Origin of the sequence: Paenibacillus protaetiae, assembly GCF_004135365.1 — a bacterium.
Taxonomy (GTDB): domain Bacteria; phylum Bacillota; class Bacilli; order Paenibacillales; family Paenibacillaceae; genus Paenibacillus_AP; species Paenibacillus_AP protaetiae.
The window spans coordinates 1,057,222-1,082,151 of the sequence record NZ_CP035492.1 but is presented as its reverse complement, the minus strand read 5'-3'; the positions used below and the strand labels follow the sequence as shown (position 1 = coordinate 1,082,151).

General features: G+C 52.0%; 15 protein-coding genes. All 15 read right to left on the bottom strand.

The features are described from left to right. Positions 1-5 precede the first annotated feature (5 nt). The 15 genes from ET464_RS04785 to ET464_RS04715 all read right to left on the bottom strand — a co-directional run bounded on the left by ET464_RS04785 (position 6) and on the right by ET464_RS04715 (position 24,854). Positions 6-1,094, bottom strand: a complete 1,089-nt coding sequence (locus ET464_RS04785; RefSeq protein WP_129438705.1) for a 5-methyltetrahydropteroyltriglutamate--homocysteine S-methyltransferase — start codon at positions 1,092-1,094, stop codon at positions 6-8. A gap of 424 nt (positions 1,095-1,518) precedes the next feature. Further along, positions 1,519-3,711: an S-layer homology domain-containing protein gene (locus ET464_RS04780; RefSeq protein ID WP_129438703.1), complete on the bottom strand. Its 2,193-nt coding sequence runs from the start codon at positions 3,709-3,711 to the stop codon at positions 1,519-1,521. A gap of 168 nt (positions 3,712-3,879) precedes the next feature. Beyond that, on the bottom strand, positions 3,880-6,000 hold the full coding sequence (locus ET464_RS04775; RefSeq protein ID WP_129438701.1) for a GMC family oxidoreductase: 2,121 nt from the start codon (positions 5,998-6,000) through the stop codon (positions 3,880-3,882). Positions 6,001-6,350: 350 nt separating this feature from the next. After that, complete coding sequence (locus ET464_RS04770) at positions 6,351-6,851, bottom strand: GrpB family protein (RefSeq protein WP_129438699.1); 501 nt, start codon at positions 6,849-6,851, stop codon at positions 6,351-6,353. A gap of 92 nt (positions 6,852-6,943) precedes the next feature. Further along, positions 6,944-7,981 (bottom strand): HD domain-containing protein, encoded by a 1,038-nt coding sequence (locus tag ET464_RS04765; protein WP_165279898.1) that lies wholly within the window; start codon positions 7,979-7,981, stop codon positions 6,944-6,946. Positions 7,982-8,339: 358 nt separating this feature from the next. Beyond that, complete coding sequence (locus ET464_RS04760; RefSeq protein WP_129438695.1) at positions 8,340-10,292, bottom strand: beta-N-acetylhexosaminidase; 1,953 nt, start codon at positions 10,290-10,292, stop codon at positions 8,340-8,342. Next, the gene (locus ET464_RS04755; protein WP_129438693.1) at positions 10,289-12,568 is read right to left on the bottom strand and encodes a glycoside hydrolase family 3 C-terminal domain-containing protein; all 2,280 of its coding nucleotides are present in this window, start codon (positions 12,566-12,568) and stop codon (positions 10,289-10,291) included. The genes ET464_RS04760 and ET464_RS04755 overlap by 4 nt, the downstream gene beginning before the upstream one ends. Before the next feature lie 17 nt (positions 12,569-12,585). Then, positions 12,586-15,108, bottom strand: a complete 2,523-nt coding sequence (locus ET464_RS04750; protein ID WP_129438691.1) for a glycoside hydrolase family 3 N-terminal domain-containing protein — start codon at positions 15,106-15,108, stop codon at positions 12,586-12,588. Positions 15,109-15,162: 54 nt separating this feature from the next. Further along, on the bottom strand, positions 15,163-16,047 hold the full coding sequence (locus ET464_RS04745; protein WP_129438689.1) for a carbohydrate ABC transporter permease: 885 nt from the start codon (positions 16,045-16,047) through the stop codon (positions 15,163-15,165). Positions 16,048-16,062: 15 nt separating this feature from the next. Beyond that, positions 16,063-16,995 (bottom strand): ABC transporter permease, encoded by a 933-nt coding sequence (locus tag ET464_RS04740; RefSeq protein WP_129438687.1) that lies wholly within the window; start codon positions 16,993-16,995, stop codon positions 16,063-16,065. Positions 16,996-17,192: 197 nt separating this feature from the next. After that, positions 17,193-18,707 (bottom strand): ABC transporter substrate-binding protein, encoded by a 1,515-nt coding sequence (locus ET464_RS04735; RefSeq protein ID WP_129438685.1) that lies wholly within the window; start codon positions 18,705-18,707, stop codon positions 17,193-17,195. A 79-nt stretch (positions 18,708-18,786) separates the two neighbouring features. Continuing rightward, positions 18,787-20,424 carry a response regulator gene (locus ET464_RS04730; protein WP_129438683.1) on the bottom strand — a complete coding sequence of 546 codons (1,638 nt, stop codon included), beginning with the start codon at positions 20,422-20,424 and terminating at the stop codon, positions 18,787-18,789. A 6-nt stretch (positions 20,425-20,430) separates the two neighbouring features. Continuing rightward, positions 20,431-22,182 (bottom strand): sensor histidine kinase, encoded by a 1,752-nt coding sequence (locus ET464_RS04725; protein WP_165279897.1) that lies wholly within the window; start codon positions 22,180-22,182, stop codon positions 20,431-20,433. A gap of 245 nt (positions 22,183-22,427) precedes the next feature. Beyond that, positions 22,428-23,387, bottom strand: coding sequence for an aminoglycoside phosphotransferase family protein (locus ET464_RS04720; protein WP_129438679.1), 960 nt, complete (start codon positions 23,385-23,387; stop codon positions 22,428-22,430). Between the two features lie 282 nt (positions 23,388-23,669). Next, on the bottom strand, positions 23,670-24,854 hold the full coding sequence (locus ET464_RS04715) for a GTP-binding protein (RefSeq protein WP_129438677.1): 1,185 nt from the start codon (positions 24,852-24,854) through the stop codon (positions 23,670-23,672). Between the last annotated feature and the right edge of the window lie 76 nt (positions 24,855-24,930).

Genomic DNA, 24,930 nt, shown 5'->3' with positions numbered 1-24,930 from the left:
TTCCGTTAAGACACCCAAACTTCGTCAGCGATCTCTTTCACCAAACGAAGCTTGCGCCATTGCTGCTCTTCCGTCAATATATTTCCTTCTTCTGTAGAAGAAAAACCGCATTGCGGGCTTACACATAATTGTTCAAGAGGCACATAGGCAGCTGCTTCCGCAATACGAGCTTTAACGTCCTCTTTATTTTCCAATTCGCCTGATTTGGACGTAATTAAACCTAATACAATGTTTAAATTAGTGCGGTTTACATATTTTAAAGGCTCAAAGCTGCCCGAACGCTCGTCATCGAATTCCAGGAACAAGCCGTCGACATCCAATCCGCCAAAAATCACTTTTGAGGCGTAATCATAACCGCCGCTTGCAAAATAATTCGATTTGTAATTGCCTCGGCAAATATGCATTGTGATCACTAAATCTGCCGGCTTATGCGCAATGGATTCATTAATCATGCGCTGCATCACTTTAAGTTCTTCTGCCGGCTCCAAACCTTTGGCGCGCAGCTTGTTGTGGCCTTCCTCGGAGAACAAATCGGCCCACGCCGTATCATCTAATTGCAAGTAACGGCAGCCTGCATCATAAAAAGCCTGGATCGCTTTCTGATAAGCCGCGATGGTATCCTGCAAATAAGCTTCCCGGTCCGGGTAAATGGCATCGTTGGGATCGGCACGGTAAATCAGCATGTTTGGACTTGGGATCGTTTGTTTAGCGACTGCATCTCCTGCGTGCTGATGCAAAAATCGAAAGTGTTCAATAAACGGATGTTTGGTGAAACCGATTTTGCCGGTAATACGGATGCCTTCTTTACGAGTTTCCATCTTGTGGAAATTTAGCCCGGATTCTTTTTCATAATACTGAACGCCATCCAGTCCGCCTAAAAAGTCAAAATGCCACCAGCTTCTCCGGAATTCGCCATCCGTAACGCCAAACACACCGTTTTCTTTTTGTTTTTCGATGATGCGGATAATTTCTTCATTCTCCACAGCTGTTAATTGCTCGTGGGTGAGATTGCCTGATTTATATTGTTCACGTGCCTCCGTTAAACGGGCAGGCCGTAAAAAACTGCCTACATGATCGTGCCGAAATGGTATCATGATGTCTCTCTCCCTCTCTATCTTGGTTGCATTAAAAGTTTAGCACGTTAAATATAGCTCTATCTAATACATAAAACATATCACCTGCTATAGCTTTAAACTATACCCGAGCCATGCAACTCTGATTCCTGCCAAAGCGTCAATAGATTAAGACGCTCAGATGGTATAAGTGAACTAACGTATTTGCCCGTCTGCCTTTGGCGCATAAGCCGGATGCGTTAAGTCAGGGGCTAATCCTCCCAGATGAATCCGGATTTCCCGTCCACCGTACAATTGTTTGTTTATTTCGTTTGTTATGCAGTAATGCATCATTCGGGACCCCATCCATTATCGCTCCTTATTGTCAATACTGTTCTGCTTGTTTATGCAAACGTGGATTTCCGCAGCTTTGTTGCATCAGTTGAGCTGATGATGCCTGACGCGGTTAATACGGGTTGATCAGCTGCGCGTAAGCGAGGTAGCGTGCGATAAGCGCAGCTGCTTCCGCCCGGCTGGCCGGATCGTTCCCGGCTATTTCCGTTTCAGTCCGTCCGTGTACAAGCCCGGCTTGCACGGCCGCCGCAAAATCAGGCTTGGCCCAAAGCAGCTCCCCTGTATCGGCAAATCTGGCCAGCACTGCGTCCGATTCTTCATCCGACAATGTAATTTCGCGGCCTGTATAAGCTAATGCACGAATGAGAATAGACGCGATTTCCTTGCGGGTAATCGGATCATTCGGACGAAAATCTCCTTTCTCATCCCCTTGCATCAAATTGGCTTCCGCAGCCGCAGCTACCGTTCCCGCGTACCAGGCGGCAGGCTGCACATCCGCGAATGCCGATGACGGCTGATCGGCAGGCAAAATCCCTAACGAACGGATCACAAGCGCGGCGAATTCTGCACGCGTAATGCTGCGGTTCGGTTCAAAACGGTGCTTGTCCCCGCCTTGAACGATTTGTTTGGCTGACAGCAAGGCGATATCCCCGCTGGCCCAATGCCTGTCCATATCGGCGAACTGTGCTGCTTGTCCGCGAATGACGGTATATATCGAAGCGCCATCCCGCTGCAGCGTTGCGATTTTTTGGCCGTCAGCGTCCTGGAATGTAGTAGGTACAAAATGCAGTTCCCCGTCCGCCGGGTTGAATAATACCCCTGTCGCAAGCGAAGTGTCCACATCCGGATCGGCAAGCGCTATCGTGCGGGCGGCCATTTGACCGAAATGCTCGATGGGGATCGTTGTTCCAGCCGCTTCAGCCTCAACTAGAAATTGATAAGCATCGGCTAATTGGACCGCTCCTGCAGCTGCAACAGCGCGAGACAACGGTCCAGCCTCGTCATCCGACAACTTTCGAATCGTCACCTTTATCGTTACATCCTCGGGCTCAACCCCCAATTCACTTGCAAGGGAAGCGATATCTAGACCGGAAACCGGCAGTGTAAAAGACAATCCGCCATTAACATAAAATGTAGGCGTTTGCCCGCAGCTTACCTCCTTGGAAGTCAGTTCGATGACTCCCCCTTCGACCGGAATTCGGCTGTTCGGGTCATTCAGCAATGCCGTGCCAGCGGAGCCGCTGCCGCATCGGGTATCCTGCTGTGCAGGCGTAACCGTTGGCGTGTGATAATGCTTCACGACGGTTAGAAGAGTATCCATGGAAGTACTGTCTGTATGATACGGATCTCCAGGCGCAGCATTGTAGGCTGCCCGCAGCGTATGTTCGCCCTCTGTCAGTTTGGTAACAAGCGCTGCGCGGCCATTCACTACGGCTGCCTCTCCAAGTTTCTCGCTTCCATCCCAAAACACTGCCTGTCCGCCTGTCGGCAGCACCGTGCTTCCGGAAGGATTAACGATTTGGGCCGTCAATGTGATGTCGTCGTTATTTGTTGGAGCTGACGGCGAATAAGTGAGTGTGGAATCGGTTTGAATAGGCGCGATGGTTACAGTCCATTCATCGGAAGCGGAGGCCAAATGATACGAATCCCCGTTATACACGGCTGTTAACTGGTGCACGCCTGGAGCAAGCGAAGATAATGGAATTTGAGCTTTGGCTTCAACGGGGTTTAATTCCGACCAATTCATCGTGAGTGTGCTTTGGGACTGTCCGGTAAAGGTTATGGTCCTATTCTGCGGATTAATGGATATTGTATCTATGTATCGCGTATTGCCGATATGTTCCCATGTCTTAATTACTTGATTATGGGAATCTGTTGCAACCAGTTTCATGTCAAATGAGTTTGAAGTATAAGAATAAGCCCAATACGTTATTCCGTCCCAATCAATCGTCGGAACGCTCGCAACGGTTAATTTAGCATCGGGTATCGTTGGTGCATCATGACTGGAACGGAACACCAATTGCGGCAAATTGGCTGCTAATGTTCCCGTTCCGGCGATATTATCGCCGTCATAAACCGTTACATTTCCGGCAGGCGGATTTCCCGAGCTGTTAGAGGAATCCGAAAGTTCTGCCTGAATAACTACCTCTTCACCGTAGATGGACTGGGAAGGTCCGGAGATTGCTACCGTTACAGGCGCTGCATCGGCGTTCGCTTTCAACCATGCCGGAGTCAGCAGGATCAAAGCCAGCAACATGGCTCCAATCCAATGTTTGGGCTTTAACAAGATGAACTGCACATTCATAATTAACCTCCATCAGTTAAAAATCTCCTGTTGCCATTCAAACCTGGGCAGGGAGTATAACTGTGTATACTTCGCTAAAATATGCCAATATTCCTGCTGAAATGTCGAAATCACAATTATGTCTAGGCGTATAAAAAAAACCGGCACGAGACGGCCGGCTTATTGCTTTTATTTTTGCTTCACCAAATTTTCGGCAGTGCGGAACGCAAGCGCCAAAATAGTAAGTACCGGATTCACTCCGCCATTGGTTACATGCACGGAACCGTCGCTTACCCATAGATTGTCATAGCCATGCACACGGCCTGTCGGGTCGGTGACAGACGTCGAAGGATCGTTGCCCATACGCAGCGTTCCCGCCTGATGCTGGCCGCCGCTTAATCCGCTGCCGGCACGGGTTATCCATACTTTTCGCGCTCCGGCGGCATGCAGCCATTCTCCGGCCTTTTCGCCTAGAAACGCGGATGATCGCAGCGATTCGGGATGAACACCTCCGGAAAGCTGGGCTACAGGCAGGCCGTAACGGTCTTTTACTTTGGCTGAGACCCGGACTCTGGACTCGGGGGTTGGGATTTCTTGTATCGGCCCTTGAATTTGGCTAGTGCGCAAATAAGTTTCACGCATTGTTTCTTTCCCGGCGATCCCCCAGCGCGGAGCGTCCGGCGCCAACGCACGGTACCAATGGATAAGCGGCAGCCGCGTAAACTCATTGGCGAGCAGCCCTCCTCCAATGACGCCGGAACGGTGGTCATGTTCAAAGCGGAAGGTTGCAATTTGAACCCCCGGCCCGAGACCGTCCTGAATCGGCTCATCAAAAATGCCGTAAGCGCCGGAATACACATGGCCTTGAAGATTTCTTCCGACTTGCCCGTTCCGGTTGCCGATGCCGTACGGCTCTGCGTCGCTTGCCGAGTTCAGCAGCAGCCTTGCGCTTTCGATTGCGCCGGCCGCGACTACGACATGTCCTGCCTGCACATGGCGGCGCTGAATGACTCCTGCTCTTTCCTGCACAAGCCTTACGCCTGTCGCATGTTTTCCGCCTTCCGTTTCGATCCGCTCCACGAGTGTGTCGCAAATGAGATCGCAGTGGCCTGTTGCCAGCGCCCGCACCAGCATCGTATTATGTCCGCCGTTTTTGCTGTTTGTTGGGCAAGCAAATCCGACACATTCGCCGCAGCGCCCGCATGCCGGACGGCCGTCCCGCTCAATCGTATTGATCAGCAGCGGTACCGGTCCGGATTCCCATCCGAGCTTGGCTGCCGCTTTAGCCAATACATCCACTTCCGTTGTATTGGGAAATTCGGGCATCGGATAATTCCGCCCGCGTTTGCCGCGCCCGGAGTGGGCACTGCCGCGCCCGGAGACGCCAACTTCCCATTCCGCGCGATCATAATACGGCTCAAGGTCCTCGTAGGTTATCGGCCAATCAGCAAGCGAGCTCCCTTCCGGGATGCCGTAACGGGAAGCCATCCGAAAATCTTCCGGATGAAAGCGCCATGCTTGCGCACCGTAAACTCGCGTACCGCCCCCTACCGTCATGGCGTTATTATGATAGTCACCTTCAAACGGAGCAGTGATCCGCTCTTCTCCACCGGGCCATATAATCGTCCGGGAATGGCCTTCCAGCGCCGGCCCGGTATTATGCCCGTATTTGCTGATCCGGTGATTGCGCAAATGATCGCGGCCAACCTCTCCATAGTTCAGCCAGCTGCCCCGTTCGATAACAAGGACGGTTAATCCTGCTTCAGCCAGCACAGCCGCAGCAACAGAGCCGCCTGCTCCGGCTCCGACAACAACCGCATCGTACCGGTCCCGCAGCTGATCCAACGATCGCTGCGGCAAATCCGCTTCTTCCACTGGCGTCTTGGTTCCCGATACCGGTCCCGGCCGAAAGCCGATCATCTCCCATGACTTGCCGCCGAGGTTTCCGCCGGCTTCGGGTTTGCCGTAATAACCTTCTACGACATAGCTGACCAACGTGTCAAAAAACAGCTTTGGCGAAACAGGCCATCCTTTTACTTTAGCCTGTTCCACATCATAAAGCAGATGGTCCATCTCTTGCGCCGACAATTTCGCGAATGAACGGACGTAACGGGCTTCTGCCTCGGCCTCTGCCGCTTGAAGGCCAGGCTCGATAAGCTTTGCCCAAGAAGCGGGATCCTCTTCTGCGCGGCGCTCCAGGTAAGCGAGTACGCCAGCTTGCGTTGCTGATGGCCAAACGTCTTCCGGGACCACACGGTCCGCAATCGCTTTCAAAACAGCTTGAGATATAAAACGGTGATCGCCTGACATGATCCAAGCACCTCTCTCTGTTTGATCTGCTTTTTTGGTTAGATAGATTTTGGATAGATAGAAACCGTTTCTCTTTTTCTATTCTATCATCAAGCAGGGGCAGCTTTACAGATGCATTCATGAATGGTTCGCCTCAGAGTCTGGGAGTCTGGCGGCCAAATAAGCTTGATGCTGAAATTGTGCCGGCGTTAATGGCCCTTTTTTGTAACTGCCGCCATTCAAAAATAAAAATTGGTTATCGATCGTAGGGAATACTCCTGTTCAAATTTACTACTGGAGCTCTATAACGGAACGCTGAGCAACCTTTACCGGAAGACAGCCGTTACGACCCGGGAGAACTTGGACGATGGTTAAATAATGCTGTTATACTCTGGGGTTTGCATTAACCACTCAAAAAAGTCATTTTTGGCATCACGATATCGTTCCATGCTGTGTCCTTCATATTTGGTTTTTAATTCATCATATTTCGTTTTGTATGTCTCATTCATTAGTAACACTTCGCGAAATTTATAAAAGAAATCAGCTTCCGAACCCATTACTGTTAATTGAATGCCTAAGGGAGGATCTGTTGTATCGTCCTTAAAAGCTCGAAAAAATTCACTTTGCGAGCTGCCCTCGTTAATGACATATTGCGCTGAGAGCAATTGAACTGCTTGTTCAAATTGCTCCATGGTAACTCTCACTTGAATGTCCAAATCCCCCTTCGTCAACGACCCGGGAATCGCTGTGCTGCCTACATGCTGAATGTCAGCATCAGGCAGCAATTGTTTCAGCCGCTTATTTTGTGTCGCATAGAGGTTTTCTGCTTTTGTAAACATCACAGGATCGTTATAAAACTGCACGATTTGCATAAGTTTTACATCCCCTTTTTGAACAAGTTACTACAGCTGCTCTCTGTTACAATACACCGTTGTATAATCGGCCTTTCCTATGTAGGTTTCTTTTACACTCCCAACATCTCGGCAGAGCGCATCAGTGCCCCTTCCCGCTTTTCCAGCCAGACATAATAAGCGCCCAGCATCTGTTCAAGTGCTTGAAGCATTGCCCGGATTTGGGGCGAAATCTCCGCTATTGAGATACCGTCAACCAGCGGCATCGACAAATACAGCTTATGCAATACAGCCTGCTCGGCGGCAACATCCGGCTGCTCTCGCGATACCCGAATGCGCCATGATTCCAACAGCAGCATTTCATAGTTTTCACGTGTGCGGTCTTCACTAAGAAGCAGCTGCTCGATATGGGCATCCAGCATTTGTGGCAGCTCGGCTGCATGAATTTTGCCTTCGGCAAACAGCTGGCGCGCAAGTTTTCTCATCATTGCATTTATGCCGATATTGGCGAGAGACCCATGCATGCGCGCTTCTTCTTCAATAAGCCCGGTTACGATCCTGCCGGCTGGCAGCTCAAAATCCAGATGCCCGTCCCGGTAGCTCATCCCTCTCAGCAGCTCTCCGGCCGGAACTGGCAAGTAACCGCCATTGTAGGCGCTTCGCACATAGGAATCGAGATGGTCCGCATGCAATACGCCGTCCTTGTTCCGAAGCAGGCTGCGCTGCGCCCCGTCAATATAATCCAAGATAAGTTCAGGGTCGAGCTTGGCGCCGTCCAATATGGCTGCGATCTCCTCTGCAAATACCGCATCCCGCGTCCAGAGATGATGATCCACTCCTTCCAGCGATTCGAAGGTATGGCTGAACGGGGCGTGTCCCGTGTCGTGCAGCAAAGCGGCAGCCCGCAAAACCCGGTTATCCGGGTCAAAATGCGCGGCAAGCGCAAATACGCCAAGCGTATGCTGCAGCCTGCTGTAAGTGTGGTGCGTGTTGATAAAGGAAGCGCCGCCGTGCCGGACGAATTGCAGCCGGCGAATGGTTTTGCTGCGCAGGAGCGCCTTCTCCTCCGGGAACAGCCGAATCGGCCGGCGCCACAGCGGCTCCCACAGCTCGTCCAATGCACCGTCTAATCGTAACCGGTAATCTTTCATGTATGTATCCATCCTTTTATTCGTATTCATGCCGACAAGCTGAATCTTCTATTCCTATTTAATAGGAACATTTTGATAGTAACATAAGATGAAGCCAGATAGTTGAAGCTCCTTCTGATTGGGCTGTGATGTTTTCTCTCTTTGCGGCATCCTCGTGTAGGCACAACTAAAAAACGTGCAGATCCCAACGATAGTTACGCTGGGGCTGCACGTTTTGCCAAAGACTTTCGTAGATACCATTGTGAAACCAGCCACGATAGGAAGTAAGAACACGACATCCGCCCTATCTCAGGCCGTGTACCATTAACCTCGGAATGCTCACAATGCGGCTGCTACGACGGCGTCGTTTTACCTACCATCATAACATGATCCCGTTATGCGGGTGCAGCTCCCGCTGCCGCTCCTCATACTGCTGCAGCAGCTTGCGAAACGCAGCTGTGCTGGAGGCTAGTCCGCCTTCGCGATTCCTTGCGAGCCATAAACGTTCGAATTCCTTTCCTATCGTTTGCAGCTCTGATTGCAGCTCCCCTAGCTCCAGCATTTCGGCCTGCGGATCGATAGAATGCTGCATATGGATATACCGGTGCAGCCTTGCGCCGTGATGGATCAGCCTTAACGTATTCAGCAGTTCATCTGTGACGGTATCCGCGTCCGCTCCAGCCAGATCAAGCCCTAGAACTTCCTCTTGGCATGCACGCACCCACGACGCAAGCTCCTCGTAGCGGTAATCCAGCTGGAACGGAGTGCCCACGCCGCCAAGAAGCTTGGCAATCCGGGGCAGCATCGCAGTATCCTGTTCCAGCTGCTCCAGCGAAGACAAGCCGTGATTAAGCAGGAAGCTGGTATAGGTGTTATTCTCAATCGTGCAGCGCTCCAGATGGTAATACCGTCCCAGCTTCAGAAGCAAGCCGCCTCCCTTACCGCTGCGGTCCTGCAGCATCCGGTGTGACACATGATGCTCCAGTGGTTCCATCCGTTCAAGGTTGGCTTCCGTCTGCCAGCTGACTGCTGCTGCATAGGCGTAACCCGGGTAGCTGACGGATGGCACCTGCCAATGCCCGGCATCTCCCCAGTCGGCAACAACAAGCCCTGCTGCGCCGTAAGCTTTGCCATTTTTGGCGGCATCGGCGATATTGGCCAGCATGTTGTCCGTCCGCCCCGATAGCGATGACCATGAACTGGTCCCGGGGCATACATAATACCGGACAGCATGCTCGTGCAGCATTTTACAATGCGGTTCATACGGAATCGGCGCGTCGTAATTCCAATGCAGAACGGTTACATCCGCCGGCAGCTGCTTCACCAGCTCCGGATGATGAGTCAGCACATCCCCCCACATCAGCGGTTTTTTGCCATGGCGGCGGGCGATTGCAAACATTTGCTCCGCGTATTCCATATACAGCCCGCCGACGCCAATCTCGTCGGCTCGCGGCTTGCTGGCGCCGGTGCCCAGGCCAAACGGCTCGTCCATGTTCAAGTTGACATAGCCGGAGGAAAAGTTCGGCAGAAGCTCGCCAAACAGCTCTTCGGCTAAAGCGGACGAACGTGCATCAACCGGATTTAACGTCGTGGGCGGCATTTTGAACGGGAAAGGCGTCGGCATGCCGTCCGGATGCTCGGCCAGCTCGCGGAACTCCGGCTTGGATAACCACGGCCACATATGGCCAAGACAATTCTGGCTTGGCACAAGATCGATAAACCGGGATGCGGCATACGCATCCAGCTCGCGGTATTCGGCTGCCGTTAATGGCGTAGCCTCGGGAAATAACGCCGCATATTGGGGATATTCGAAGCTGTAGCCTTCCATATATAGTTGCAGATGATTTATTTTGAGAGCAGAGAGCCGGTCGATGAATGCAAACAGCGTTTCCATCTTCGGAATTTTATTGCGTCCGATGTCCAGCATGACGCCCCGTACCGGAAACGCCGGCTCGTCTTCAATCACGCAATGCGCCCACTGTCCCTGTTGTCCATCCATCATTTGCTGAACGGTTATTAGCGCGTAATGCAAGCCTTGCACGGTACTGGCAGCGAGACGCAGCCCGTCTGCGTTCCATTCGAGCACGTAGCCTTGCGGATGCAGCACTTCGCGGTATTCGATAACCGCAGGAAGCACCGGTTGTTCCTCTGAGCAGCCGCCAGCACTGGCTGTCACAGAAGATGCCAGCACCGCGCTGACGCCGGCCGCGCTCGCAAGCCTTTCCGCTTCGGCGCTAGCGGCCTGCACGTTAAAACGTGCAGCTGCAGGCGAGCTATCTCCCGAGCTTATATAGCGGCCCGGCTGCGGATAGAAATAAGCTGGAGCATTCATTCGCCTGCCTCCTGTTCATTCAGACGCTGCACGAGTGCCGCCAGTTCCTTTTCCGTAAATTTGCCCCCGCTGAACGAAATCAGTCCGCGAAGCGGCATATGCTCCATAAAAGCGCGCAGCATAGCGGTATGCTCCTGTGCAAGGCCTTCTGCAAAAGGCAAGGCCGCGATCAATTGATTTACGAATGCTTCGCCCGCGGTGGTTTGGCCAACCTCGGACAGCGTGGAATTACGGTGATACGGTTCGCTTTTTGTAGTTGTAGACAACACGTTTACCGTCTCGGACAATACGATGTCCCGCGACGAGCGGCCGACCAGCAGCTCGAAATCGCCCGATTCCACCGTCCACTGCCGCAAATCCGTATCGTAATAAGCGAAACTGCGCTTGTTCAGCTCAAACGTAACGACCTGGGATTCGCCCGGCTCAAGTTCGATTTTATCAAAGCCCTTTAATTCTTTCTCCGGCCGGATCACCGAGCTTTCCACATCTCTTACATACAGCTGTACGACTTCTTGACCTTTACGGGAACCGGTATTCGTTACCTTCACCGACACATGCAGTACATCGGTATCGTGAATCGTCCTGCTGTCCACTGCCAGCTCCGAGTAGCTGAACGTGGTGTAGCTGAGCCCGTGGCCAAACGGAAACAGCGGCGTAATGTTTTTCTTATCGTAATAACGGTACCCGACAAAAATCCCTTCCCGGTATTCGACTTTATTGCCTTCGCCGGGGAAAAAGAGATACGAAGGATTGTCGCTCAGCTTCGCCGGGAAAGTTTCAGCCAGCTTTCCGGACGGATTGGCATCGCCAAACAACAGATCGGCGACCGCTCCGCCAAGCGCCTGGCCGCCGAGATAAGCTTCCAGCACTCCTTTGGCGGAAGCCAGCCAAGGCATCTCAACCGGGGCGCCGTTGCTGAGCACGACTACAAGATTCGGCTGCACAGCTGCCACTCTTTGGATCAGTGCAACCTGATTTTGCGGCATCCGCAAATGCTGGCGGTCGAAGCCTTCCGATTCATAGCGGCGCGGAAGGCCTGCGAACAGAATCGTTACGGACGATTCCGAAGCTGCGCGCAACGCTTCATCGGTCAATGCTTCATCCGGTTCCTCTCCATCCAGCTCATAGCCCTGCGCATACACCAGTTTCGCTGCCGGTCCCGCCGATTTCTCCAGCTCTCCCCGTATAGAATCAAGCCGGGTTGGGCGAATTTGCGAGCTGCCGCTGCCTTGATACCGGGGCTCCTGCGCCATCGCGCCAAGCACAGCTATAGTTCCGGCTTTGGCAAGAGGCAATATCCCGTCTTCGTTTTTCAGCAAAACCATACTTTCGCGAGCGATTTCGCGCGCAAGCTGATGATGCTTCTCCGGATCTACAACGGTTTCCGGGCGGCGGTTGTCGGCGGCCTTAAAGACAACGCCCAATATCCGTTCAACCGCTTCATTCAGCTTGCTTTCGGACAGCTGGCCGCCTGTCACCGCCTCGACGATCTGCCTTTCGCCTTCGCCGTGGCTTGAAGGCATCTCTAATTCCAATCCCGCAGCGAGCCCTTTGGCCCGCTCGTTCACAGCGCCCCAGTCGGACACGACCAGTCCTTCATGGCCCCACTCGCCTTTCAGAATGTCCGTCAGCAGCTCCTCGTTCTCGGACGCGAACGTACCGTTCACTTTGTTATAGGCAGACATGACGGTCCATGGCTGGGCTTGCTTGACAGCACCCTCAAAGCTGGCCAGATAAATTTCCCGCAGCGTCCGTTCGTCAACGATGGAATCGGAGGTCATGCGGCGGTGCTCCTGGTTGTTGGCTGCAAAATGTTTAAGCGACGTGCCAACCCCTTGGCTTTGTACCCCGGCTATATGATGAGCCGCTATCTCCGATGATAAATACGGATCTTCGGAAAAATATTCAAAGTTTCGCCCGCATAACGGCGAACGTTTAATATTGACGCCAGGGCCAAGCAGCACGCCAACATTCTCCGCCTGGCATTCGCGGCCTAGCGCTTCGCCCATTTGCCGGATCAATTGGCGGTTCCATGAGCTGGCTGCGCCGGCAGCCGAAGGAAAGCAGGTTGCCGGAACGCTGTTGAACAACCCCAGATGATCTGCCGACCCCTGCTGCTTGCGCAGGCCATGCGGGCCATCCGTCATCATGATGGACGGAATGCCAAGCCGTTCGATGCTGCGGGTGTTCCATGTATCTGCTCCCGCACACAAGCTGGCCTTCTCCTCCAATGTCATCTGCGCAATAATCGCCTTCATGTCTCTCGTCCCGCTCATATCTTCATCTCCTTGCTTTATGGTTGGATTAATTCAAACGATGCGGTCTGGACATCCCTGCTGTTCGAGCCGATCATGACGCGGAAATCACCCGGTTCGGTTACATATCCGCCGGCCGGAGTCCAGAATGCCAGATCGGAGCTGCTGATTTCGAACACGATCTGCCGGCTTTCTCCGGCTTCCAGCACCGCTTTCGCGAAGCCCTTCAGCTCCTTTACCGGCCGGACAATGCTGCCGTAAACATCCTGAATGTACAGCTGCACCGTTTCTTCGCCCGTCTGCGTGCCGGCATTTTTAACCGTAACGCTTGCACGAAGCGTCTCGCCCGGTTTGATTTGGTTTTGATCCAGCGACAACCCGCTGTATTCAAACGAAGTATAGCTAAGCCCGTAGCCAAACGGATACAGCGGCTCGTTCGGGCCGTCCAAATATTTGCTGATGTATTTCTCGGAGGCATTGGCAGCGGTCTGCGGCCGGCCGGTCCGGAATTGATTATAATAAACCGGCACCTGCCCCGTCTGTGCAGGAAAGCTCATGGTCAGCCGGCCGGAAGGATTGTATTGCCCGAGAAGCACATCCGCAATCGCATGACCGGCTTGGGAGCCAAGGAACCAGGTTTCCACTATGGCATTCGCATGCCGTTCAAACCAGTCCAATACAAGAGGGCGTCCGCTCGTCAGCACAAGAACAACCGGTTTGCCGGCGGATATAACCGCTTCGGCAAGCTCGCGCTGTACAGCCGGCAGCTCCAAGCTCATGCGGGATGCCGCTTCGCCGGACATCTCACTGCCCTCTCCCAGCGCAAGCACAACCAGCTCGGCTTGCTTCGCTTGCTCCACAGCTGCTTTAATGCCGCCTTCCAGTGCGGAATTCACCCCGCAGCCTGCAGCGTATAACAGGCGGTCTTCCGTGAAGCCTTTCGCCTGCAGCCCTTCGTAAAGCGTAACCGTCTCATGCCCGTAACGGGAAAACTGCCACGGGCCAAGCAAATCCTTGCTGTCTGCAAACGGTCCGATCAGCGCGATTTTGCCGGCGTTGCGGGCAAGCGGAAGCACGCCGTCATTTTTCAGCAATACGATTGACTTGCGGGCAAGCTCAAGACTCGACTGCAAATGGTCTGCACTGAAATGATATTCGCGTTCCTTCTCCGGGCGGATGTAGCGGAACGGATCGTCCATCAATCCCGTTTTGTACTTGTAAGTCACAATGCGGCGGACCGCCTCATCCAGCTGCGCCTCGGTAAGCTTCCCTTCATGAAGCAGCTCGGGAATAGAATCGAACGCGCGGGTAACCATCTCCATATCCATCGAAGCGTTCACCGCAAGGCGGGCGGCTTCCTTGGCGTCTTTGGCGTAGCCGTGCTGTACGATCTCGTCAACCGCCCCGTAATCTGAAATCAGGATGCCGTCAAAGCCAAGCTCATCCCGAAGCAGCCCTTTAAGCAGCTCGGCGCTGGCTGCGACAGGAACGCCCTGGTAAATATTAAAGGCGTTCATTACCGAACCGGCTCCCGCTTCGATTCCGGCTTGGAACGGCGGCAAATAAACATTACGCAGGATGCCTTCCGAAAGATCTACCGTGTTGTAATCGCGTCCGCCTTCTGCCGCCCCGTAGCCGATAAAATGCTTCAGGCAGGCGATCATCGTCTCTTCATGAAGCAGGGAGCTGCCCTGAAACCCTTCTACCTGCGCTTTTGCGATCAGGGAACCCAAATACGGATCTTCGCCGGCGCCTTCCACTACTCTTCCCCAGCGCGGGTCACGCGTAATATCAATCATAGGGCCATGGTTATACATCAGTCCGGACGCGCTTGCTTCCTTCGCGGCAATGGCACAGGCTTCACGGATCGCTTCCATATCCCAGCTGCAGGACCAGGCTAACGGGACCGGGAATATCGTCTGGGCGCCATGGATAATATCGCCGTTAAAAAGCAGCGGAATGCCAAGCGGCGACTGCTCGACGGCGATCTTTTGCAGCTCGAACACCCGGTTAATGTCGAAAGCGCCAAGAACAGAGCCTGCCCGTCCTTCGGCGATCAGCTTCTCGGGCGGATCGGTAGCGACGGCCCCGCCGAATGAGAAATTCGACGCCATGCACTGGCACATCTGTCCGACCTTGTCGGCAATGGACATCCGGCTCAGCAGCTCCTCTACAGCCGCTTGAATCTGTTCATCGGTACGCTGGACAACCTTGCCGCTGCGGTATGGCTTGATCTGTTCCATCAGCGCTTCGGACAGGAACGGTCCCCGTCCTTCCTTTCCTTGCAGCTGGAGCTCGCCAAACAGCGGGATATATAACCGGCCGCTGAAGGACGACTGTTCAAACTTCAGCTCGGCTTCCGCCTTCTCGTCCGGCTTCCAGAAGGCGCTGCCGGTGCCGCGTACCGTATTCCCTTCTACGGTCACATTCTCCATCCGAATGGAGAGCGGCAGCGGCTCCATGGCGATATCGACACTGTAAGCCGCTTTTTTAGAAACTTTAACCTGCAGTTTCAGCTTCCATCGGGGCGTTTCGGCAAAAGCATGCCAGATTCCAATCATGATTGTATTCTCCTTCTATAGATAGATTGAATAATAAGGGCAAATGACAACGCATTACCCTTTCACGGCGCCGATTGTCATCCCTTTTACAAAATATTTTTGGAAAAACGGATATACGATCAGAATCGGAATGACGCCGATGACCGCGATGGCCATCCGGAACGTTTCGCTTGGCAGCTGCGCCAGCGCTTGGCTTGTCCCCATCCGGCTGTTGGAGGTCAGGAACTGGATATCGCTCATAATCCGGTTCAGTACGTTTTGCAGGCTGAACAAGTCGGGATTCGTCACGAATACAAGCCCGTTGTTCCAGTCGTTCCAGTACCCCAGCGCCTGAAACATGCCGACAGTCGCCAGGATCGGCGCGGAAAGCGGCAGAACAACACGGAAATACGTCCGGAATTCGCCGGCACCGTCGATGCTGGCCGACTCCAGCACGGCCGTTGGAATGGTGGTCGAGAAAAACGTGCGCATCAGCAGAACGTTAAAGCCGTTCATCAGCAGCCAAGGCACTAATAGCGCAAAGATCGTATTTTTCAAATGAAAGATTTGTGTATACACCAAATAAGTTGGCACAAGCCCGCCATTAAACAGCAGCGTAAAAAATACGATAAATGCAATCACTTGCCCGCCCGGCAAGTCTTTCCGCGACAACGGATAAGCAAGCAGGGAGGTCATGATGAGGCTGGCCGCCGTGCCTACCGCCGTAACCAGAATTGTGACGCCATACGCGTGGAAAATTTGATCCGACTGCTTCCACAAATAATCGTATGCATCAAGGCTGAGGACGGATGGAAACAGTGTATAGCCATGTTTTACAATAGACGATTCATCCGTGATGGAGGCCATAAACAACAATACAAAGGGCAGCACGCAGGCAAGCGAAAGAACGATCATCATGATGTGCGCCGCCCACTGCCATATCCGGTTTTCTTTATCCATATCAATCGCTCCTTTTTAGAACAAGGCGTTTTCTTTGTTGATTTTGCGGACGACATAATTGGAGATCAGGACAAGCACGAACCCGACCAAAGATTGATAGAAGCCCGCCGCAGACGACATGCCGATGTCGCCGAGCTGCATCAGTCCGCGGAATACGTAGGTGTCGATAACGTTCGTTGTCGAGAACAACGCGCCGGAATTCATCGGTACTTGATAGAACAACCCGAAGTCGGAATAAAAAATGCGGCCGATACCAAGCAAAGTGAGCATAATGATGACAGGCGTAATCATCGGGATCGTAATTTTGCGGATTTGCATCCATTTGGAAGCACCGTCCAGCTTGGCGGCTTCATAATATTCCGGGTCTATCCCGATGATGGCTGCAAGGAATACAATGCAGGAATACCCCGTGCCTTTCCACAAATTCACGATGGTCAAAATGTACGGCCAATATTTCGGCTCGTTGTACCAGTTGATCGGATCAAGTCCAAGAGCCGGAAGAACGGTTTTGTTAATAAAACCCGTATCCATGCTCAGCATTGCATATACGAGATAGCTGACCAATATGATGGAGATCAGAAACGGCAATATAATGACGCTTTGATACAAGCGGGATGCAAACCTGTTTTTGATCTCGTTGAGCAATATCGCTACAGCGACAGCCATCGCTAACCCGAGAACAATAAATACCGCATTGTACAGCAGCGTATTGCGTGTAATAATCCATGCGTCGCTCGTTTTAAACAAATATTCGAAGTTTTGGAACCCGATCCAGTCGCTATGCCAAATTCCTTTGCGGAAATTGATATCCTTAAAGGCGATCGACAAACCAAACAAAGGCATATAGTTGTTGATGGCCAAATAAGCAAGTCCCGGCAGAAGCATAATGTACAGCGGTATAAACCGGCGAAGACGCCTTCTTTTGTTGCGGTGTGCGATGTTAGTCATCGCGTCTCTCCCCTTTCTTGTGCGGCGTAGCGCCGATTGTATCCTTATGTTAGCGGAAATCTCAGACCGTACTCTACCGCGCTGACGACTTCCGCCTTGCGCTTTACCGACCACAAGCCGCTGCGAACAATAGGCCATAAAAAAACAAAGAAGCGGCCAATTGTGTATTGGTCGCTTCTTATGCCTTTCGGCATGTTTTATTGAACGGAGTTGGCTTGCGCCCAGGCATCCAGCTGCTTTTGCTTTTCGGCGATAATTTTATCAATGCCGGCCGATTTCAGCTTGGCAATAAAATCAGGCAGCACCTTGGCAGGATCTACGCTGCCGGTTTCAAGCGGCAATTTGTATTGCGTAATAACGTTGGTGACCGCCGCATATTCCGTTTTGACAGGCGTCGGGTCGAAACCGAACCCAAGCGCTTTGGAATGTTTGGCGCTATTGTTGAAGCTGCTCATTTTGTTCCAAATATCCGGGTCTGTTCCCTTCATCACATAAGACAGGAATTGATTGCCAAACATCCAGCCGAGCGGCATATTGTATCCGGTAGTGGAAGAATCGACGCCGGACGGATAGTCAATGACATTGTCAGCACCATCTGATTTGACATAATGGGTGCCTTCAATCCCCCAGTCGAGCAGGTTCACAATATCTTTGTCCGAATACATCAGATTCAGGAATTGAACCGCTTTGTCTTCCAGCTTTGTATTAACCGGCACGCCCCACATCGCGCCAGTAACCGTACTTGTCATTGCAACCGCAGGCAGAAGCTCTACCGTAGTCAGCTGCGTACCGGCTGCTTGCGATTCCTGTTCGGCAAAACCCGGTTTCATAGGAGCGAAATAAGCAAAACCTTTGTTCGACTTCATCAGTTCCCAAGGCGTGGTCTTGCTGGTTGCGGAATCCTTCATAATATAACCTTTTTGATACCAGCCGCGGAGTTTGGTTACCAGTTCCTTGTACTCCGGCGTTTCGTACAGGTCTACAACCTTCAAGCCGTTATCGTAGTCGGGCAATACGCCGATTCCGTCGCCCAAACGATCGTAGAACAGATAGTTATCCAAATACGTTTGGCCTGGCGATGACGGAATCAGCGGCGCAAACCCTTCGCCGTCCTTCACCGTCTGCAGCACTTGGTCCATATCGTCCAGCGACTTGATTTTGCTTGCATCGATGTTGTACTTATCGACCAGGTCCTTCCGCATCGTTAAGCCATAGTCGGATGCCATATCGCGAACGGTTGGCACCGCATAAATTTTGCTGTTCACCTTAGCGGCATTTAAATAATCTTCGCCAACAGCCGTTTGGATGCCGCTGCCATATTGGTTCAGCAGATCGTCCAGCGGAATGAGCTGGTCCTTGGCCACCATGCTGTTATACAGCGCGCCGGAGACAAACATCAAATCCAGCTTCTCATTGCTGGTAAGCATTAGGTTGGTTTGCTGTACCCACTCGCCGCCGCTGATCGGCATCAAGTTGATTTTGGCATGGATTTTGTTTTCGGTAATTTGGTTGATGGCATCCTCGACCCTATTCAAATCTTTTGGCGAAGTGCTCGGAAAAGCAATCGTCAACTCATCTATTTTGGCATTTGCCGATGAATTGGAGCCCGCATTAGTCGAACCGCTGCCATTATTGTTCCCCCCGCACGCGGATAACGTCAACGCTATGCTTAGAAGAACCGCTGACGATACTGCCAATGACTTTTTCTTCATTACATTCTCCCCCCGCAATAAGCATGATCTGTGAAGCTGTTTCTATTGTAAGGTGACAGCGCTTCCTCCTCTGCTGTTCTTACGACTTCCCGCTGTCACTTTGACGACTTTCGCTTCCATGGCGGGCAGGCTGGCGGGATTGCCTGAATTCCATTGGATTCATGCCCCTATATTTTTTGAACATGCGGGAAAAATGCGAGAAATTGGCATAACCGATTCGAATGGCGACGGAGCTGACAGACAAGTCCGTATTCGCGAGCAGCTCGGCGGCAATATGAAGCCTCTGCTGCAGCAGGTAATCCGAAATAGACAAACCTGTGTCCCGCTTGAATATCCGGGTCAAATAATCCGGGTTCAAATACACATGATTGGCAATATCCTCTCTTGAAATCACTTCGGCCAAATGCTCCTGAATATACGCCTTGGCTTGTTCGACGACACTTGGCGTGTGCTCAACGGACTCGGTGTAATCAAGCGACTTCCCGACAATATGCCTGATCCAGATAACCGCATCTTTTGCCGAACGGCCGGCACGGGCATAATACTCCATGGACTGGCTGTCGCTCAGCAGCTGGTGGGCGTGAATCCCCTTAACCTGGAGCACGTAATGAACCAGCTGCTGGAAATCTTGAATAAACAGCGCGAGCAGCTTAGGCGTAAGCCTGCCCTCCTCCACCTGCTTGTGGATAAAAGCTTCCGCTTCGCCGATCACTTTATCCCGCGCCCCTTCCTTCAGCATGATTCCCCATAGGCTCATATCCGGCAGCGGGCTTGGATAAGCCGGGACTGGCCGCTCGCCGGCAAAAGCAACGCAATTGTCGCTTGCCACATTGTCGGTGTCCGCCCGCTGGAGCCGCTGGTACATCGCAGCCATCTCATGCCCGCGGACCGGTTCGCCAATGTAACAAGATACGTCGCATTCGAAATACAGCCGGCAGGCTGTAATATACGACTCGCATATTGCCTTCAAGCCGGCGCGGTCCGATGCTTCCATTCCCCCATTCAGCACAACAAGCATCATATCGTCGCCGGTTGCAAGCAGAAGACCGCGGTCCGGACGCTGCATGACGACTTCCTCGGCCGCTTTGCGAAGGGCATACTCCATCGTTTTTTTGTCCCGCAGCGAATATTGTTTGTACCAGCGCCGGACACGTAGCAAAATTGGCAAAAAAACGAGTTTTTCCGAATACGGAATGTTGCGCTCCCGGGCGGCTTCGCTAATCGCCTGCTCTTTAGCGGGAATGGCCTGGTGAAGAACATCCAGCCAAAACCGTTCGACCAGCATCGGCTGATGCTGGATCCAGAACTTGCCGAACTGGCTGAATTCGCTTAAATGCTGCTCCTTGTCCATTTTGTTTATTGCTTTTTCAACGACCTGCTTCAGCTCTTCATAAGGAATCGGCTTAAGCAAATAGTCCAGACTGCCCAGCTGGATTGCCTGTCTCGCATATTGAAAATCAGCATGGCAGGTCAAAAATATCGTTTCGGTCTGCGGATAATTGTGCCGGACCCATTCCAGCAGCTGAAGGCCGGTTCCCTTCGGCATCTCAATATCGCACAGCAAAATGTCGACATGCTCCCGTCCAAAAACCTCCTTCGCCTGTTCGACACTGTAAGCAGCCATCACGCCGGTGATCCCGAGGGACAGCCAGTCCACACCGGATTTCAGCCCTTCTACCGCAATCGGTTCATCATCTACTATGAGCAGCTGTCTCATACCCGTTCACTCCTTCTGTTCCTGGCTCGCGTACAGCGGAATTGTAATTTCCGTTACGGCTCCGTGAGGGTCATCATTATAGCAGTCCATCCAAGCCTTATCCCCGAATTGGAGCTTTAAACGTTCTCTGCTGTTCCATAACCCAAAATGCTCGCCGGTCTCATCCGCATACACCTTTCCTTCGCGAATCCGGGCCAATGCCGCATCGGAATATCCTTCGCCGTTATCTCTGATGGTGATGCAAACCGTTGGCTGCTCAGTCAGATCATTAAGCTCGGCTTCGATAGCCAGCAGGATCGGCTCCCCCGGCTTCACTGCGTATTTGACGGAATTTTCGACAACGGTTTGCAGCATAAGCGGCGGGATCGCTACATTTTCCAAATAAGGCGGGATGTTGATTTCGCAGGAAAAGGTATTCGGAAACCGCATTTGCTGAATGTGCAAATAATGCCGGATATGCCGCAGCTCGTCCTTTAACGGAGCAAGCGGCTGATGGCTTTGAAACAGATAACGGAAATAATGCACGAGGTTCATCGTCATCTCCTGTATGAGTGCATATTGCTTCACCTGTGCCAGATTGTACAAAATGTTTAATGAATTCATGAAAAAATGCGGATTGATCTGAAGCTGCAATTGCTTAAGCTCCGCCCGCTGCTTGCTGATCTGCTCTTCGTAGACGTTGATTTTAAGCTCTTCGATTTTTGAAATCATCGTGTTGAAGGTCCGGTTCACGATGACAATTTCATCGGGAGCATGGGATAAGTCCATCCGGATGTTGAAGTTGCCTTCGCCAATCAGCCTCATGGCGCCAACCATTTTGCGAAGCGGCAGCAGCAGCACCTTGCGGAGAAGCAGGAAGCTAAGCGGCAGCATTAATAGCGCCAGGAGAATCACGATTGTGGAGGCTCTCGTTAAGTAAGGCAAGTTTTCGAGAATGGAATGGTCGGGAATGGCCGCAGACAAGCTGAAGCCGCCTTTGGCAGACGGCTCTCCGACAATTAAATACGTATCTTTTTGCCCGGACAAATAATAGTCTTGGAATCCGCGAGAGAAATCCAATTTCTCCTTGGACATGTCCCGTGTGGAGTATAGGGTGCGGCCTTGGTCATCCACTACAAGTACAGCTCCGGTGCTGCCGGTTCTCATGCCAAGCAAAGGCTGTATGATGCTGGATGCATTCACCCAAGCGCCAACATACAAATCGTCGTCATGCATGAGACGAATCAAATAATACGCTCCGCCGACTTGCTGGACTTTCCATTGTACGTTTTCGTATTGCGCTTTTTGCGACAGCTGAATAGCCCTCCCTTCCAGCGCCTTGCGCAAATCAAGCAGCTGCGGATACGCCAGCTGTCCTTTATAAGCCTCTACACCGTCATGGTGCTTTAACGAATAAATATAAAAACCGTCGATATACGGATAAATCGACAAATCAGACGTCAGCTTCCGGTAAACAGCTGTTTTGGCGAGAATGTACTCGTCCTCCGACTGGCTGTCCCCCATCTCCTGAACGTTTAAGTCGGTCGACGATAAACCGGCCAAATGCCGCTCAACCTCCGTTAGCTGCGCATCGATTTGCTTCATATAAATGTCGATCAGGTTTTTATCCGATGCGGCCACCTGACTGTGAATGACGTTAACACTGTATGAGTTGTTATAGAGCAGCAGCGCGATCAAAGGCAGCGTAATGCCCAATAGGCCAAGCACCAGCTTGACCGGAGTTGAATTCCATGCAATGGATCTAAGATGCTTAAACATTCGGGCCTCCTGATCAAAAATCATCTCAACCGTCCTATCCCGAATTAAAAAGATTGCAATACGACCCGGGAGTTACGACCAATGTGCTAGCCCTTATTGGCTGCACACTTCAGATTAACTGATAATTATCAGTATGGTCTATGCATTTCACGACTAGTCTTTTGCGTTTTGACGACAAATAACGCTTGATGTAGTGAGCGTTATTTGCGTTTAACGACCAAACAAACAAGACAAGTCCCTTAATATCAGGGACTTGTCTTGTTTGTTTCGCTGATGTTGATCATCTTCACCACTTGCCGGGCAAAAGCTGCGTATTCCTCGATGCGTTCGGGGCAGCGGTCAATCGCCCATCTTAAAGTGTCGAATGAGCGCAATAATAACAGCGGCATAAGTAACGGAAGATCATCTTCGTTTAAGCCGCGTCCTTCCATAAAAGCTTGAAACTCGCTTTTGCTGGGTTTGCCCCCTTTCAGTGAAGCTTGCATTACTAGCAAAATATCGCCGTAGGGCATAACGCCAACCTCTGCACTGCCCCAATCCAGCAAAATAACTTGCCCAGCCGGGCTGACCATTATATTTTGTAAGGAAAGATCTCCATGCGCCAATCCAAATACAAACGACTGCTGCAGTAAGCCGGAGAAAATGCCGTGAATTTGCTGCGCTTCCTCCCAAGTCATAACCCCAAGCCCGATTAGCCGGTCTTCTTCAGTCAGGCTGTTCATATTGTATTGCACGTAACCTTGCCAGCTTCCATCCGATCCGGCATGCGGAGGAGAAACAAACCTCCCTTGGAGCGGATCTTTCAGCTGCTCGCCGTATCCTTGCACTGGAATAGATTGAATCCGCTTGACGTACTGCCCCAGCTGTCTCCATACTTCGATCGGATCAGCGGTACTGTCCACCCCGTTCTCGCCTTCCACAAACGATAAAATTATGTAAGCGATAGCTTCTTCCGTTCCAATGTCCAGCACCTGCGGACCCGGTATTCCGGCTTCCGTCGCTTGCTTAATGCACCATTGCTCTTTTTGAATAACCGGATAGGTGTCTAAATCGTTCATTCGGATGACAAGCTTGCGGCTTGCCGATTGTACTGCCACAACCTGATTGACAAAACCTTTGCCGATAATCGGATAAGAAGCGATTACTTTCTCCTGCAAATAGTCCGCCGCAATCCGTTCTGCCAGCGCCAGCAACTGATTATTCATGGCCAAATTCAGAGTGATCACCCTTTACGCTCTAATGGTAATGCGGAAGCTGGACATCCGGAAGCATCATACGCGCAAGGAGACCGTTCAAGACCAGAGTATTCTCCGTTTCAGTTATGGATAAGAGTCTCGTCTTCTGCGTATTCCGGCTGCTCTAAACGCTCTCCCTACTATCTCCTACTCTATGTAACTCGGGTAAAAACAAAATGTTGCGCATAACCGACAAAACGGCAGCCCTCTCGGGCTGCCGTATCGGGGCGCGCAAATCAAGTGTTATCGCATTCAAGCCTGCACGGCAGGGAGCGGGTCGTGGAACCGGCGCCAATCCTGCGCCATTTCGGTGTCTGTCAGCAGGCATTCATCAAGCGAAGAAATGATGGCCTCCCGATCCATACCGATTCCGATAAAAACAATTTTGTTGATCCGGTCGCCATATTCCACCGACCAGCTGGCGTCTAACGCCGGATCTTCCTGCCGGTACAATTGCTGTTCGGCTTGCGGTAACGCGGCAATCCAAAAGCCCGCCGGACCGAATTGGATGGATGGCCCCGCCTGGCTTAAACTATGTCCGATCCGGTCTCGTGTGGCCACCCACATCACGCCTTTTGCACGGACAACTTCAGCCGGCCAGTCCTCCAACCATTCCAGTAAACGTTCCGGATGCATCGGGCGAACACGCTCATACACAAACGAAGAAATGCCGTATTCTTCCGTCTCAGGCGTATGTACGGGTTTATTCAGCTCTCTTAACCAGCCGGCTGACGAGCTGGCTTCGTCAAAATCAAACCGTCCGGTATTTAACAGCTCGGCAGGGTCAACCTTTCCATTTACGGTGCGAATCAGCTTGGCCCGCGGCTGCAGCTTGCGTAATAAACTTTCCAGCTGTACAAGCTCATCTTCGTTGATGAGGTCACATTTGTTCAGCAGCAGCACATCACAAAATTCGATTTGATCGATCAGCAGGTCAACCACCTCGCGATCATCCTCTTCTCCGACGGCCAAGCTTCGTTCAAGCAATGTCTCGCCAGAAGAAAAATCATTCCAGAAACGGTACGCGTCCACAACGGTGACCATGCAATCCAGCTTGCATAAGCGGCTGAGATCGATCCCCTGCTCCTCATCCATGTATGTGAAGGTTTGCGCAACCGGGATCGGCTCGCCAACCCCGGTTGATTCAATCAGAATGTAATCATGTTTCCCTTCTTGCGCCAGTCGTTCGACTTCACGGAGCAAATCTTCGCGAAGCGTGCAGCAAATACAGCCATTGGACATTTCGACCAGTTTCTCTTCCGTTCTCGATAGCCCGCCGCCTTGCTTGATCAGTCCTGCGTCGATGTTAACTTCGCTTAAGTCGTTGACGATAACAGCCACCTTCATCCCTTGGCGGTTGTTCAGGATATGGTTGAGCACCGTTGTTTTTCCGGATCCTAAATATCCGCTAAGTACGGTAACCGGTATAGGGTTCATCTTCATTTCTCCTTAGGGCTGGCAGCGGTACAGTGCCGGTCCAGCCGGTAATCTGGCAACTGACCGGATCGAAAAA

Bases quoted from the DNA above. Each gene is read 5' to 3' on its own strand.
- ET464_RS04725 (WP_165279897.1), bottom strand. From the start codon at position 22,182: ATGTTTAAGCATCTTAGATCCATTGCATGGAATTCAACTCCGGTCAAG.
- ET464_RS04735 (WP_129438685.1), bottom strand. From the start codon at position 18,707: ATGAAGAAAAAGTCATTGGCAGTATCGTCAGCGGTTCTTCTAAGCATA.
- ET464_RS04765 (WP_165279898.1), bottom strand. From the start codon at position 7,981: ATGAAAGATTACCGGTTACGATTAGACGGTGCATTGGACGAGCTGTGG.
- ET464_RS04740 (WP_129438687.1), bottom strand. From the start codon at position 16,995: ATGACTAACATCGCACACCGCAACAAAAGAAGGCGTCTTCGCCGGTTT.
- ET464_RS04730 (WP_129438683.1), bottom strand. From the start codon at position 20,424: ATGAGACAGCTGCTCATAGTAGATGATGAACCGATTGCGGTAGAAGGG.
- ET464_RS04715 (WP_129438677.1), bottom strand. From the start codon at position 24,854: ATGAACCCTATACCGGTTACCGTACTTAGCGGATATTTAGGATCCGGA.
- ET464_RS04720 (WP_129438679.1), bottom strand. From the start codon at position 23,387: ATGAATAATCAGTTGCTGGCGCTGGCAGAACGGATTGCGGCGGACTAT.
- ET464_RS04750 (WP_129438691.1), bottom strand. From the start codon at position 15,108: ATGATTGGAATCTGGCATGCTTTTGCCGAAACGCCCCGATGGAAGCTG.
- ET464_RS04745 (WP_129438689.1), bottom strand. From the start codon at position 16,047: ATGGATAAAGAAAACCGGATATGGCAGTGGGCGGCGCACATCATGATG.
- ET464_RS04780 (WP_129438703.1), bottom strand. From the start codon at position 3,711: ATGAATGTGCAGTTCATCTTGTTAAAGCCCAAACATTGGATTGGAGCC.
- ET464_RS04775 (WP_129438701.1), bottom strand. From the start codon at position 6,000: ATGTCAGGCGATCACCGTTTTATATCTCAAGCTGTTTTGAAAGCGATT.
- ET464_RS04785 (WP_129438705.1), bottom strand. From the start codon at position 1,094: ATGATACCATTTCGGCACGATCATGTAGGCAGTTTTTTACGGCCTGCC.
- ET464_RS04770 (WP_129438699.1), bottom strand. From the start codon at position 6,851: ATGCAAATCGTGCAGTTTTATAACGATCCTGTGATGTTTACAAAAGCA.
- ET464_RS04755 (WP_129438693.1), bottom strand. From the start codon at position 12,568: ATGAGCGGGACGAGAGACATGAAGGCGATTATTGCGCAGATGACATTG.
- ET464_RS04760 (WP_129438695.1), bottom strand. From the start codon at position 10,292: ATGAATGCTCCAGCTTATTTCTATCCGCAGCCGGGCCGCTATATAAGC.